General features: G+C 45.5%; 14 protein-coding genes. 1 reads left to right on the top strand and 13 read right to left on the bottom strand.

Annotated features, from left to right (window positions below):
- Positions 1 to 7 precede the first annotated feature (7 nt).
- The 8 genes from rnc to mgtE all read right to left on the bottom strand — a co-directional run bounded on the left by rnc (position 8) and on the right by mgtE (position 6,546).
- Positions 8 to 700, bottom strand: a complete 693-nt coding sequence (gene rnc / locus NHH16_RS02805; RefSeq protein ID WP_262068078.1) for a ribonuclease III — start codon at positions 698 to 700, stop codon at positions 8 to 10.
- A gap of 51 nt (positions 701 to 751) precedes the next feature.
- Positions 752 to 985: an acyl carrier protein gene (gene acpP / locus NHH16_RS02800; protein ID WP_262068077.1), complete on the bottom strand. Its 234-nt coding sequence runs from the start codon at positions 983 to 985 to the stop codon at positions 752 to 754.
- A gap of 29 nt (positions 986 to 1,014) precedes the next feature.
- Complete coding sequence (plsX, locus tag NHH16_RS02795) at positions 1,015 to 2,013, bottom strand: phosphate acyltransferase PlsX (RefSeq protein WP_262068076.1); 999 nt, start codon at positions 2,011 to 2,013, stop codon at positions 1,015 to 1,017.
- A gap of 100 nt (positions 2,014 to 2,113) precedes the next feature.
- Entirely contained in the window at positions 2,114 to 2,293 is a 180-nt protein-coding gene (gene rpmF / locus NHH16_RS02790; protein WP_262068075.1) for a 50S ribosomal protein L32, read from the bottom strand.
- 3 nt (positions 2,294 to 2,296) lie between these two features.
- Positions 2,297 to 2,797 (bottom strand): YceD family protein, encoded by a 501-nt coding sequence (locus NHH16_RS02785; RefSeq protein WP_262068074.1) that lies wholly within the window; start codon positions 2,795 to 2,797, stop codon positions 2,297 to 2,299.
- A 59-nt stretch (positions 2,798 to 2,856) separates the two neighbouring features.
- The gene (locus tag NHH16_RS02780) at positions 2,857 to 4,050 is read right to left on the bottom strand and encodes an acetate kinase (protein ID WP_262068073.1); all 1,194 of its coding nucleotides are present in this window, start codon (positions 4,048 to 4,050) and stop codon (positions 2,857 to 2,859) included.
- Between the two features lie 22 nt (positions 4,051 to 4,072).
- Positions 4,073 to 5,071, bottom strand: coding sequence for a phosphate acetyltransferase (pta, locus tag NHH16_RS02775; RefSeq protein ID WP_262068072.1), 999 nt, complete (start codon positions 5,069 to 5,071; stop codon positions 4,073 to 4,075).
- 137 nt (positions 5,072 to 5,208) lie between these two features.
- Entirely contained in the window at positions 5,209 to 6,546 is a 1,338-nt protein-coding gene (gene mgtE / locus NHH16_RS02770; RefSeq protein ID WP_416389384.1) for a magnesium transporter, read from the bottom strand.
- A 108-nt stretch (positions 6,547 to 6,654) separates the two neighbouring features.
- Between mgtE and NHH16_RS02765 the strand changes: the two genes are divergently transcribed.
- Positions 6,655 to 7,851, top strand: coding sequence for a nucleotidyltransferase (locus tag NHH16_RS02765; RefSeq protein ID WP_262068070.1), 1,197 nt, complete (start codon positions 6,655 to 6,657; stop codon positions 7,849 to 7,851).
- Here NHH16_RS02765 and NHH16_RS02760 read toward each other — a convergent pair.
- From NHH16_RS02760 to coaE, 5 genes are read right to left on the bottom strand one after another with little or no spacing between them, the layout of a single operon-like run.
- The gene (locus NHH16_RS02760; protein ID WP_262068069.1) at positions 7,844 to 8,695 is read right to left on the bottom strand and encodes a DegV family protein; all 852 of its coding nucleotides are present in this window, start codon (positions 8,693 to 8,695) and stop codon (positions 7,844 to 7,846) included. The genes NHH16_RS02765 and NHH16_RS02760 overlap by 8 nt on opposite strands.
- Positions 8,696 to 8,711: 16 nt before the next feature.
- Positions 8,712 to 10,076 carry a PFL family protein gene (locus NHH16_RS02755; RefSeq protein ID WP_262068068.1) on the bottom strand — a complete coding sequence of 455 codons (1,365 nt, stop codon included), beginning with the start codon at positions 10,074 to 10,076 and terminating at the stop codon, positions 8,712 to 8,714.
- A 23-nt stretch (positions 10,077 to 10,099) separates the two neighbouring features.
- Complete coding sequence (locus NHH16_RS02750) at positions 10,100 to 10,372, bottom strand: ACT domain-containing protein (RefSeq protein WP_262068067.1); 273 nt, start codon at positions 10,370 to 10,372, stop codon at positions 10,100 to 10,102.
- Positions 10,373 to 10,389: 17 nt separating this feature from the next.
- On the bottom strand, positions 10,390 to 11,187 hold the full coding sequence (locus NHH16_RS02745; RefSeq protein ID WP_262068066.1) for an MBL fold metallo-hydrolase: 798 nt from the start codon (positions 11,185 to 11,187) through the stop codon (positions 10,390 to 10,392).
- Between the two features lie 16 nt (positions 11,188 to 11,203).
- Positions 11,204 to 11,797, bottom strand: coding sequence for a dephospho-CoA kinase (gene coaE / locus NHH16_RS02740; protein WP_262068065.1), 594 nt, complete (start codon positions 11,795 to 11,797; stop codon positions 11,204 to 11,206).
- Positions 11,798 to 11,803 lie beyond the last annotated feature (6 nt).

Below are 11,803 nucleotides of genomic sequence, written 5' to 3'. Positions count from 1 at the left end.
GGTGCTCCTATCCCTTAGTTTCTTTCAGCGAGGCAATGGCGTTATAAGCCGCTTGTTGCTCCGCTGCCTTCTTCGTGCGACCCTTGCCGCTACCATAAACCTCACCATCGATTAAGACTTCCGTCTCAAAAGACTTATCGTGATCCGGTCCCTCTTCACCGATAAGGCGATAATCAATCGCCCGGTTGGTCACACTTTGAACCATCTCTTGTAGGATAGTCTTGCTATCATAAAAGAGCTTTTTTTCGTCAATATCATTTAAAATCATCTTATGGATGAACTCTTTTGCATTAGCAAGACCACCATCCAAATACACGGCCCCGATAATCGCTTCTAGGGCGTCGCTGGTAATGGACTCCCGCTCCCGGCCGCCGGTGGCATCTTCGCCCTTCCCTAAAAAGAGATAGCTGCCTAAATTAATCTGCCGGGCACAGTAAGCCAGTGCCGGTTCACAGACGATGCTGGCTCTTTGCTTCGTCAGCTGACCTTCCGGTAGTCCTGGGTTTTCTTTGTAAAGGTATTCACTAACTACTAGCTCAAGCACCGCATCCCCCAAAAACTCTAGGCGCTCATTACTTGCTTCTTTACGTAAATGCTCTTCGTTAATGTAAGAACGATGAAATAACGCTTGTCTTAGCAAGTCAATATTCTTAAAACGATAACCGATGATTTCAACCAATTCATTTAACATTCTTTGCATAATATCCTCACAAAAAGGAAGCCCGCTTAAATTCGGGCCCCTTTGCAATACCTAATCTCTAGTTGCGTTTTGAATCTGTGAAACCGCATCGCCAACGGTAACAATCTTTTCGGCGTCGTCGTTGTCAATCTCAATGTTAAACGTCTCTTCAATCCCCATCACAATTTGGAAAATATCTAAGGAGTCCGCTCCCAAATCGTCCACAAAAGCGGTCTCCATCGTAATCTCGTCCTTATCAATGCTAAGTACATCGGCAATAATGTCTTGTAATTTTTCAAATTCCATTTTGTTTCCTCCTTCGTAGCCTCTAGCGTCTATAGCGCTTCGGCAATCTTTTCACTGATTTTTTGTTGTTTAAACGTAATACACTGACCTAACGCGTTCTTTATCTCTTTATGACTGGCATTACCGTGAGTCTTTACAACTAGACCGTTAAGTCCTAAAAGGGGCGCGCCGCCGTGTTCGGTGGCATCAAAGTCCTTCATGGTTTTCTTTAAGGCATCTTTAATAAGTAGCGCTCCTATCTTACTTTTAAAAGTGCTCATTAATCCCGTCTTTATCTTCTTTAAAAAGACCGAACCGACCCCTTCGTAAAGTTTAATAATTACGTTACCGGTAAAGCCCTCACAGACGATGACATCCACTGCACCTTCAGGAATCTCACGAGCTTCTACGCTCCCCACAAAGTTAATGCTAGGTTCTTCCTTCAGAAGCGGAAATGTCTCTTTAACCAGGGCATTTCCCTTCTCTTCTTCTGCTCCCACGTTGACAATCCCCACCTTTGGGTTCTGAATACCCACGACGTGTTCCATATAGATCGATCCCATCTTGGCAAACTGCACCAAGTGTGCCGGTCTGGCATCCACATTGGCACCGCTATCAATTAGCAAAGAGATACCGGTAGCCGTTGGCATAATCGGTGCCATCGGTGCCCTGTCAATCCCTTTCACGCGGCCTACGATTACTTGACCACCTACGAGAATCGCTCCCGAACTACCGGCCGAGACAAAAGCATCCGCACGGCCTTCTTTAACTAGCTTCATGCCGACAACAATGGAAGAATCCTTTTTCTTCCGAATCGCATTCACCGGCGGTTCGGCGGTCTCGATAACCTCTGTGGCATTTACGATACTTATTTTATCCTGTGCATATGGCATCCCCTCTAGGGTCTTTTTAATCACTTCTTCCTGACCCACTAGCAAAACCCGGAGATCGGCAAATTCATTAATCGCTGCCACTGCACCCTTTATAATCTCCACAGGGGCATTGTCACCACCCATGGCATCAAGAGCTACCGTTGTTATTTCGCTCATCTTATATCCTCCTTATGTCACTAGAGATAATTTTACTAAAATCACGGCTAAAAAGCAAGGAAACTCCCTTTGATTTCTCAAAGGGAGTTTATCTTCAGCATTAGTCTACGCTAATAACTTCTTTTTTGTTGTAAGAGCCGCATGCTTTACATACTCTATGAGGCATCATTAGTTCTCCGCATTTGCTGCATTTCACTAAGTTGGGCGCGCTCATTTTCCAGTTCGCTCTTCTCTTGTCTCTTCTAGCTTTAGAAGACTTATTCTTTGGACAAATTGACATAGGTTACACCTCCTTAAACAGATCACGGATAACTGACATTCTCGGGTCCAAGCCTGTATCTTCACAGTCACATTCCCCTACATTTAGGTTTTGACCACAAGTGCCGCACAGACCCTGACAGTCTTCCTTGCAAACAATCTTAGTCGGCCACCCTATGAAAAGCTCATTTTTAACCAGCCTCTCAACATCTAGGCAATATCCGTCTTTTTTAATTATTTCGTCCTCTTCTGGAGCCGCTACGTCAATTAGCTTGTCCGCTTCCACGGTCACATTAATCGGCGTATCTTCTAGACAACGATCACAAGCAGCGATAATTTCAAAATCGCCTTTCGCTTTCACCTTAATCTTACTCTCACCGGCATACTCTATTTCTAGGGCGAGCGGTGTATTTGCAATAAGGGGATACTGATCGCCATCGAAAGCAAAAAACTGGCTTTCTACGGTCACTTCCTCTTTAACCTGGTTGTGATTTTCTCCTAGGACTTTCGATAAATTCATTAACATATTGGTACTCCGTAAGTGCACCTAGATAATTATAGCAGAATCAGAACATTTGTCAATCATTATTGCAAAAGACTTACCGTCTCGCGACAAATAGCTAATTCTTCATCGGTAGGCACTACCCAAACTTCAACTTTAGAGTCTTCTGTAGAGATACGTTTTTCCTCTCCCCGAAGACCAGTATTTACTTCTTTATCAAGCTCTACACCTAAATAACCTAAGTATTCCATCACATCGCTACGAACTAAATCGTCGTTTTCGCCGATTCCCGCAGTGAAGGCGATAAAGTCCACACCGTTCATGGCAGCTACGTAAGAACCGATATACTTAGCCACGCGATAAGCGAACACTTCCATTGCGATTGTCGCTTGGTGATCGCCTGCTAATCTCTTCTCCGTCAAATCACGGAAATCCGAAAGACCACCAGAGATTCCGTATACGCCGGACTTCTTATTTAACACATTCATAATCTGGGCGATATCTAAGCCTTCCTTCTTATTAAGGAACTCAAGAATTGCCGGATCCACATCTCCAGATCTAGTCCCCATCGCTAGACCTTCAAGAGGGGTTAAGCCCATTGAAGTATCCACTGATTTGCCGTTTAACACGGCACAAACGCTAGCCCCATTACCTAGGTGACAAACAATGGTCTTCATTTGCTCATATGGTTTGCCCGCAATCTCCGCGGCCCTTTTAGAAACGAAGCTGTGGCTCGTTCCGTGGAAGCCGTAGCGTCTCACTTTGTATTTCTCGTAATACTCGAATGGTAATCCGTAAATGTACGCGTGTTCTGGCATTGTTTGATGGAAAGCCGTATCAAATACCCCTACCATCGGTGTGCCTGGCATAGCTTCCTGACAAGCCCGTACGCCCGTTAAGTTAGCCGGGTTGTGAAGCGGCGCCAAATCGTTACAAGCTTCTACCCCTTTAATAACTTCTTCATTAATTACTACCGAACTAGAGAATTCCTCTCCACCGTGTACCAAGCGGTGCCCTACCGCACTAATCTCGTCAAGGCTTTTTACCACGCCGGTAGCCTCGTTCATTAACGCCTCTAGTACAAAAGCAATGGCTTCTTTGTGAGTAGGCATGTCTTTTTTCGATTGCTCTTTCTCGCCGCCAGTCTTTTTGTAAGTTAAGGCTCCATCAATCCCGATTCTTTCGCAAATTCCTTTTGCCAGTGTTGCTTCTGTCTCCGCGTTGATTAGTTGGAACTTAAGTGATGAACTCCCACAGTTAATAACTAATACATTCATTTTTTCTTTTCCTCTCTTTGTTTTAATCAACCATTGATTGAACGGCGGTGATTGCTACCACGCCTTCAATATCTTTTGCACTACAACCACGAGATAAATCGTTTACCGGTGCAGCGATTCCCTGAGTAATCGGTCCGTACGCTTCCGCTTTCGCAAATCTTTGCACCAATTTATAACCGATGTTACCAGCATCAAGATCTGGGAATATCAGAACGTTTGCCCGGCCAGCCACTGGCGAATCTGGAGCTTTTTGAGCGCCTACTTCCGGAATAATCGCGGCATCTAGTTGGAACTCACCATCGATTAACAAACCTTCTGGCTTATTCGCTTGAGCGATTTTCGTTGCTTCTACCACCTTATCAACGTCAGGGTGCTTCGCACTACCCTTGGTTGAATGAGACAATAAAGCTACCACTGGATCTTTTCTCACAAAAGTTCTAAAGGATTCCGCTGCGGATAAGGCAATGGATGCTAATTTTTCAGCATCGGGATTTTGCTCTAGACCACAATCGGAAAAGACGAAAGTTCCGTCTGATCCCAGACTCGTATCCGGAACTTCCATCAAGAAGAAAGTTGATACCAGCTTCGTTCCCGGCTTTGTTTTCAGAATCTGTAGCGACGGTCTTAGCACGTCAGCCGTTGAGTGACACGCTCCCGAAACCATACCATCAGCATCGCCCATCTTCACCATCATAACCCCAAAGTAAAGATAATTTTCTTTTAAAAGCTTGGTCGCTTCTTCTTTCGTCAACCCTTTTTTCTGTCTTAGTTCCACCAACTTATCGATGTACGCATCTAATTTGGCAAATGTCTTCGGGTCGATAATAGTCGCCCCAGTCACATCAAACATGCCTTTATTAGCAGCGATTTCTTCGTCGCTCCCAATAATTACTAGGTTGGCAGTTCCATCTCGTAAAATCGCCTCTGCTGCTTCGTACGTTCTAATGTCTTCTGATTCCGGTAATACGATTGTCTTCTTGTTGGCCTTAGCTTTCGCCTTAATCTCGTCAATAAATCCCATGATTTAAAAGACTCCTTTCTACTGGTTGTATATAATCACATTAATTATAATCAAACTATTATCTAAAAACAAGCCAGTTTACCTACATATTTTGTGTATTTTTCGGTACAATCGTCGTTATTATTTTCACATGGCGGTTATATATGAAAAATTGCGGTTACAATGGCGAAGTACACCGTTACCGTACTGATATCGACTAAGGTAGAAATCAGCGGCGTCGCCATAATCGCCGGATCGAGACCAACCCGTTTGGCAAAGAGGGGCAAGGTACACCCCACAATCTTGGCAATCACAATGGTACAAGCCATGGTCAGCCCAATTGCCAGTGCTGTTAGTGCTCCCCCTTGACCCATCAGTAAAATCCGCACACCGTTTACCACGGAAAGAATCAAGCTGATAATCAGGGCTACCCGCACTTCCTTAAACATCACCTTTAACACATCGTTTAGCTGAATCTCACCCACCGCCAGTCCGCGAATCACTAGCGTCGAACTCTGGGAACCACAGTTTCCGCCAGTTCCCATTAGCATGGGGATAAACCCGGCCAGTTGGGGCATTACCGCTAACGCCATCTCATAATGACCCATAATCATTTGGGTAACCGTGGCTGAAAGCATTAAAAACAAAAGCCAGGGCAAGCGATTCTTCACGTGTTCAAAAACCGTGGTCCCAAAATAAGAATCCTCATTCGGCGACAAACCGGCCATAATGCTAATGTCCTCGGTGGTCTCTTCCTGAATTACCTGCATCGCATCGTCAACAGTAACAAGACCCACCATGCACATTTCGTGGTCCAAAATAGGTAGCGCAATCAGTCCGTACTTATTGATAATCCGGGCCGCATCTTCTTTATCATCCGTCGTCTGGGCAAAAATCAGATTCGTATCCATCACGTCTTCAATCAGCCGGGATTCACTGGTGGTCAAAATCTCTTTTAAATCCACCTGACCAATCAACCGACGTTTCTCCGTAACGTAGCACGTATAGATTGTCTCCTTATTAAGGCCCACTTGGCGAATCTTTAAAATCGCTTCCTGGACCGTCATCTCTTTTCTAAGCGCGATATAATCCACCGTCATAATACTTCCGGCACTATCTTCCGGATACTGCAAAAGGGTATTAATCTGCGCTCGTTTTTCGGCGTCGATGGATAATAGCAAACGATCTACCACATTGGCTGGCATCTCTTCTAAAACATCTACCGTATCATCGATATACATCTCTTCCATCACTTCCTCAAGCTCCTGCTCCGTAAGAGCGTTAATCAGCTCTTCCCGCATGTCTGAGTTCATGTTGGTAAAGGTCTCCGCCGCCTCTTCTTTCGCTAGCAAACGAAAAATAAGCACCCTTTCTAGTGGCTCTAATTCCTCTAGCATTTCTGCCAAATCCACAGGATGCATCTGTTCTTCTAATTCTTCTTTTAATTTCTTGTATTGGTGAGCGTGCAAAAGTTCTAATACCCGCTCTTTATTCATTTGCATATCCATAACCGCTCGACCTCATTTGGAGTAAATGCTCCTAATTTGCGTTACTCTCATTTCTTTAGTATAATCAATTTCAAGCTTTTAAACAAGGAGTTTTAGATGAAAACTGTCGGATTAATCACAGAATATAACCCTTTTCACAACGGACATAAATACCATATAGAAGCGGCCAAAGCACTCGCTGGCGCCGACTACGTGGTCGTCATTATGAGCGGCGACTTTGTTCAGCGCGGCGAACCGGCGCTAATCCCTAAGCATCTACGTGCAGAAATGGCATTAAAAGCCGGAGCGGACCTGGTTATCGAACTACCGCTCACCTTTGCCACCGCTAGCGCTGAGCGCTTTGCTTTTGGCGCGGTCTCCGCTCTCCATAAGCTTGGTGTCATCGACTTCCTCTGCTTCGGTAGCGAAGCGGGACAGATCACGCCCCTTCAGGAAATCGCTAGGACTTTAAACGAAGAACCTATCCTCTACCGGGAAGCTCTCCAGGAGAACCTAGCTCTTGGTCAGCGCTTTCCCCTAGCCCGGGAACACGCCCTAAGCACGTACTATCAGGGACAACCCGAACTAGTAAAACATCTCAAAGAGCCTAACAACATTCTGGGAATTGAATACTTAAAGGCTCTCCTAAAACTAGGCAGCTCCATCACTCCCCTAACGACGAGAAGGCAGGAGTCCGGTTATCACGACCTAACTCTAGCGACCACCTATAGCTCAGCCACCGCTTTGCGAGCGCTTCTTAACGACCAAGGGCTAACCTTTGGTTTTTTATCTCAGGTTCCTGAGGAAATAACTATGCTCTACCAGGATAATTATAAGCGGCGCTTTCCTGTATACCCTGATGACTTCTCGCTGCTACTAAGAGCCGCCCTTTTAAAAACCAGTAGGGATGAACTAGCGACCTATGCGGATATCGGCCTCGAACTGGCGAATACCATCTATCGCCAGCGCAATCACTTTCGCTCTTTTTCTGATTTCGCTGACCTTCTTACTACGAAGAACTACACCCGTACCCGGATAATGCGCGGGCTCTTACACTTACTACTAGATATTCGGAAGGGCGACCAAGAGACGGAGCCTCCCTCTTTTCTTAGAGTTCTCGGCTTTAATCGAAACGCCCAAGAGCTATTAAAAGAAATCAAGAAAAAAGGAAAGGTTTCTCTCCTGACAAAAATCGGCGATACCCTTCCTAAAAAAGAAATCTACGCTTCTAATCTATACGAAAGCGTAGTTTCTGATAAGTTTTCGGTTCCCTATCTGGAAGAACACGAAAAATCTCTGGTCTTTATTAAATAACTTTCGAACAGGCAATCGCTAGTGCCCCTTGGCCGATGTGACTCGTCACACTAAGGGATAAGGGGTCCATAATTAGCGGATAGCCAGGAAAGCGTTTTTCCACCTCTTCCTGCCATTCCTTTGCCACTTCCTCGCTACAGGTATGAGCGAGAGCCATATGCACCTCTTGCCCGCGAAAACGACCGTGTAAATCCTTTTCGATGGCATCTAGCATAATCTTCTTTCCGTTTTTTCGACCTCTGGCTTTCGCAAAAGCATCCAATTTACTTCCTTGAATCTGCAGAACCGGTTTAATCTTAAGGACCGTACCGATTGCGGCTCCCGCAGCCGTTACCCGGCCACCCTTTTTCAGGTATTTGAGCGTGTCCACCATAATATAAATACTGGCTTCTAACCGTTCCTTAATCAAAGTCTTTTCTACTTCATCAATGCTTCGCCCTTCTTCGATCATCTTCATCCCATCGAAGATAGATTGCTTCAAGGTTACGGAGATTCGGTGGTTATCAATTACCCGCACTCGGTTATCGAAATCTTCAGCTAGCATCAGCGCCGTTTGGCAAGAACTACTAAGTCCGCTGGACATAGGAATATGCAAAATATAATCAAATTCCTTTAAGATCTCCGTCCACAAATCCATAATATCAGCCACGGCCGGTTGAGAGGTGAAGATCTCCGCATCCGCCTCCTGCTTTTCATAAAACTCTTCTCTGGTAATAGAAATCTCTTCGTAAAAAAGTTCTTCATCTATGGCAAAGGGCATGGGCACCACAAAAATCCCCATTTCCTTTGCTTCTTGTTGCGTAATGCCGCTGTTGCTATCTGTTACAATTGCAATTCTATCCATACCAAACCTCTCTTTGCTAGTTCTTGAACGAATGTATCGGCGCTGGAATTCGGCCCTGACGATTTACAAAACGACTACAGTCGAATTCGTTCACCGGCATAACGGGAGCATACCCCAAAAGTCCACCAAATTCAACGATTTCTCCAACGTCTTTACCGATTACCGGGATTAGTCGCACCGCTGTCGTCTTCTGATTAATCATGCCGATCGCCATTTCATCGGCGATAATGCCGGAAATGGTGGTCTCTTTTGTCTTTCCCGGAATCGCAATCATATCAAGACCGACGGAGCAAACACAGGTCATCGCTTCTAGCTTTTCTAGGGTAAGTGCACCGGCATTAACCGCATCGATCATCCCTTGATCTTCACTTACCGGAATAAACGCCCCACTTAATCCGCCTACGTATGAACTAGCCATAACGCCGCCTTTTTTAACTTGGTCGTTTAGGAGGGCTAGGGCTGCTGTCGTTCCCGGAGCTCCCACCTTCTCTAAGCCGATTTCTTCAAGAATCTCCGCCACACTATCGCCAATAGCCGGTGTTGGTGCCAGCGATAAATCCACGATGCCAAAAGGTACTTTTAAGCGCTTTGAGGCTTCCTTAGCTACCAATTGACCGACCCGAGTCACCTTAAAGGCTGTCTTTTTGATGGTTTCGCAAAGCTTTTCAAAACCTTCACCGCGCACCCCTTCGATGGCGCGCTTAACTACACCAGGACCGCTAACGCCTACGTTAATCACCGCGTCCCCTTCAGTAACCCCTAAAAACGCCCCTGCCATAAACGGATTGTCATCCGGTGCGTTACAGAAAATCACTAGCTTCGCACAACCTAGGGAGTCTCTCTCCTTGGTCGCTTCCGCCGTCGCTTTCACGATTTCGCCGCTTAGGCGCACCGCGTCCATATTAATCCCTGTCCGCGTACTCCCTACATTAACAGAGGCACAGACTCGCTCGGTAGCTGCAAGAGCCCCAGGAATTGCCCGTATAAGAAGCTCATCGGCTCTGGTCATCGCTTTCGATACTAAGGCCGAAAAGCCACCGATAAAGTTAACCCCCACCGTAGCTGCCGCTTTATCTAGCGTTTTCGCTAGTTCTACGTAATCGTCCGTGCTCTTACAAGCCCCTGAGCCCACTAGCCCGATCGGGGTGATGGAAATCCGCTTATTGACTATGGGAATGCCAAATTCAGCTCCGATTTCGTCGCCGGTCTTAACTAAATCTTTGGCTAGCGTCGTAATCTTTTCGTATATATTCTTTTTGAGAACCTCTAAATCCCCACTCATACAATCCAGTAGGCTAATGCCTAAAGTGATGGTCCGAACATCGAGGTTTTCATTTTCAATCATCTGGTTTGTTTCGTTTACTTCTTTAAAATTAATCATCGTTACTCTTCCTTTTTCTAGATTTATAGGCGGTGCATCTTTTCGAAGATCTCTTCTCTCTGGCAGTGAATCGTAACGCCGATTTCGCCCCCTAACACTTCTAGGTCACGGCTTACTTCATCAAATTTCTTTGCGCCGTTTTCCATATCTACAATCGCCATCATATTAAAGAAGCCGTCACGAATCGTCTGACTGATATCGAGAACATTGATCCCGTTATCGGCCAGATAATTGCACACTCCAGCGATGATTCCCACTTTATCTTTACCTACAACTGTAATTACACACTTCTTCATCTTCTCTCTCCTTGTAGCTATACTGTTATTATCTCGGAAACGGTGTCTCTACGAGCCACCATCAGCGGCAAATCCTCGCCGCGGTAACCGCTCTCACCCATGGTAATCTCCAGCTTAACCGTCTCATAAGCCAGCTCTTCGTAGTTGTTTTCCTTACTCAAATGTCCCAACAGAATCCCCTTTATCTTATCATTTAAGATACTGGATAAAAGCCGTCCTGAGGATTCGTTAGAAAGATGGCCCTTCTCGCCCATTACTCGCCGCTTCAGGGGATAAGGATAGGGGCCTAATTCTAGCATCTTCACATCGTGATTCGCTTCGATCAAAAGGGCGTCTAGACCTTGGAGATTCTCCACGATATAATCATCATAAAAACCTAGGTCAGTGGCTACTGCCACCTTGGCCTCCCCCTTTTCCATCCGGTAACCACAAGGCTCTTTGGCATCGTGACTGATGGCAAAGGGATGGACGTTAATCTCGCCTAAGCAAAAATCACTATCGATTTCCACGATATTTAACAGGCCCTCCGGCATCTTACCGATGCTATTACAAGCGGAAATCCCCGCCACCGTGCCGGCGGTGGCATAAATCGGCACGCCAAACTTGCGACTAAAGACACCCAACCCTTGGATGTGATCGATGTGCTCATGGGTAATCAAAATCCCGTCAACCTCCTCCCCCTTAACGCCTAGGTGATGAAGACCGGCTTCGATTCTTTTCTTACTAATTCCCGTATCCACCAAAAGGTGGGTGTGGTCGTCTCCCACGTAGATACAGTTCCCACTACTACCACTGGCAATGCTGCATAATCTCATACTTATCTTTCCTATTCTAATTAAAATTCTTCATAATGGCATCAATTTGGTAGCACGCTTCTAAAAAGGTGCGGTTATTATCGATTACTCGATCACACAGTTTAAAAAATTGCTCTTTCGGCGCCTGGTTTTTCATAATCGACGTCACCTTTTCGGTATCGTAGCCTCGGTTAAACTTTAACCGTTTCATCCGATTTTCGTCGCTGACATAGATGTACCATATCTCGTCGCAGATTTCCTCGTAATGAGCTTCTAGAAGTAGCGCGGCCTCGATAAAGAAATAATTCGTGTTTTTCTTACGTTCCTTTTCAATTAAGCGATTAATTTCTTCTTTCACTAGCGGATGGGTAATTTGATTTAACGCATCTAGCTTTTCCTGGTCGTTAAAGACGATGTTCGCCAGCGCCTTCCTATCGATTTCTCCCTTTTCATCAAGAATCCCGTCACCGAAATAGTCTACAATGGGCCCGTAGCACTCTTTGCCTTTTTTCTGCAACTTTTTTGCCACTTCATCGGCTTTAACGATAGTTGCCCCGTATTTGTCGTGTAAATATTCCAAGACATCTGACTTTCCTGAACCGATTCCACCGGTAATTCCAATTACTTTCATAAGTCA

It is taken from the genome of Ohessyouella blattaphilus (assembly GCF_024721265.1).
Classification (GTDB): domain Bacteria; phylum Bacillota; class Clostridia; order Lachnospirales; family Lachnospiraceae; genus Aequitasia; species Aequitasia blattaphilus_A.
Note: the sequence above shows the minus strand (reverse complement) of the source record. Positions and strands in the feature narration are given on the sequence as shown.

Bases quoted from the DNA above. Each gene is read 5' to 3' on its own strand.
- rnc (WP_262068078.1), bottom strand. From the start codon at position 700: ATGCAAAGAATGTTAAATGAATTGGTTGAAATCATCGGTTATCGTTTT.
- acpP (WP_262068077.1), bottom strand. From the start codon at position 985: ATGGAATTTGAAAAATTACAAGACATTATTGCCGATGTACTTAGCATT.
- plsX (WP_262068076.1), bottom strand. From the start codon at position 2,013: ATGAGCGAAATAACAACGGTAGCTCTTGATGCCATGGGTGGTGACAAT.
- rpmF (WP_262068075.1), bottom strand. From the start codon at position 2,293: ATGTCAATTTGTCCAAAGAATAAGTCTTCTAAAGCTAGAAGAGACAAG.
- NHH16_RS02785 (WP_262068074.1), bottom strand. From the start codon at position 2,797: ATGTTAATGAATTTATCGAAAGTCCTAGGAGAAAATCACAACCAGGTT.
- NHH16_RS02780 (WP_262068073.1), bottom strand. From the start codon at position 4,050: ATGAATGTATTAGTTATTAACTGTGGGAGTTCATCACTTAAGTTCCAA.
- pta (WP_262068072.1), bottom strand. From the start codon at position 5,071: ATGGGATTTATTGACGAGATTAAGGCGAAAGCTAAGGCCAACAAGAAG.
- mgtE (WP_416389384.1), bottom strand. From the start codon at position 6,546: ATGAATAAAGAGCGGGTATTAGAACTTTTGCACGCTCACCAATACAAG.
- NHH16_RS02765 (WP_262068070.1), top strand. From the start codon at position 6,655: ATGAAAACTGTCGGATTAATCACAGAATATAACCCTTTTCACAACGGA.
- NHH16_RS02760 (WP_262068069.1), bottom strand. From the start codon at position 8,695: ATGGATAGAATTGCAATTGTAACAGATAGCAACAGCGGCATTACGCAA.
- NHH16_RS02755 (WP_262068068.1), bottom strand. From the start codon at position 10,076: ATGATTAATTTTAAAGAAGTAAACGAAACAAACCAGATGATTGAAAAT.
- NHH16_RS02750 (WP_262068067.1), bottom strand. From the start codon at position 10,372: ATGAAGAAGTGTGTAATTACAGTTGTAGGTAAAGATAAAGTGGGAATC.
- NHH16_RS02745 (WP_262068066.1), bottom strand. From the start codon at position 11,187: ATGAGATTATGCAGCATTGCCAGTGGTAGTAGTGGGAACTGTATCTAC.
- coaE (WP_262068065.1), bottom strand. From the start codon at position 11,797: ATGAAAGTAATTGGAATTACCGGTGGAATCGGTTCAGGAAAGTCAGAT.